General features: G+C 64.3%; 1 protein-coding gene. It reads right to left on the bottom strand.

From position 1 onward, the window contains the following. A partial coding sequence (locus DUT91_RS25135; protein WP_147272315.1) for a polysaccharide biosynthesis/export family protein occupies nt 1–524 on the bottom strand: 524 nt, incomplete at both ends.

The raw sequence follows: 524 nt of genomic DNA, 5'->3' as shown, positions 1-524 counted from the left end.
AGAACAGGCGTTCGCGGACATAGATTGTATCGCCCGGCAGGAGGGGATCGGTGATGAGGACGCGGCCTGTGATGATCTTGCCGTTGAATTGCCTGGTGATGTCGACATCGCCCTGGTTGGCGCGCGGCGAGAAGCCGCCGGCTGCGGCGATGGCCTTTTGCGCGGTCATCCCCGGCACGTAGGAATATTGCCCGGCTGCGCCCACTTCGCCCATGATGAACACCGGGCGATAGCGGTCGATCTCGACGGAAACGTCAGGGTCGCGCAGATAGCCGTTGCGCAGCTTGGCTGCGATCTCCGCCTCCATCTGCTGCAGGGTGCGCCCGCGCGCCGCCACCTTGCCGGCGAGCGGGAAGGCGATATAGCCGGAAGGATCGACGCTGTAGGTATTGGTGAGATCGGCCTGGTCGAAAACGGTGATGCGCAGCCTGTCGCCGGCATCGAGCATATAGGGCCGGTTGAGCGCCGCATGGAAGGCGGCAGGCGCAGGGTGATAGCTGGAGCATCCGCTGGTGGCAAGAAGC

This window comes from Paramesorhizobium salinisoli (genome assembly GCF_003335045.1).
Taxonomy (GTDB): Bacteria; Pseudomonadota; Alphaproteobacteria; order Rhizobiales; family Rhizobiaceae; genus Paramesorhizobium; species Paramesorhizobium salinisoli.
The sequence above is the reverse complement of the archived record's forward strand: the minus strand, read 5'-3'. Positions and strand labels throughout refer to the sequence as shown.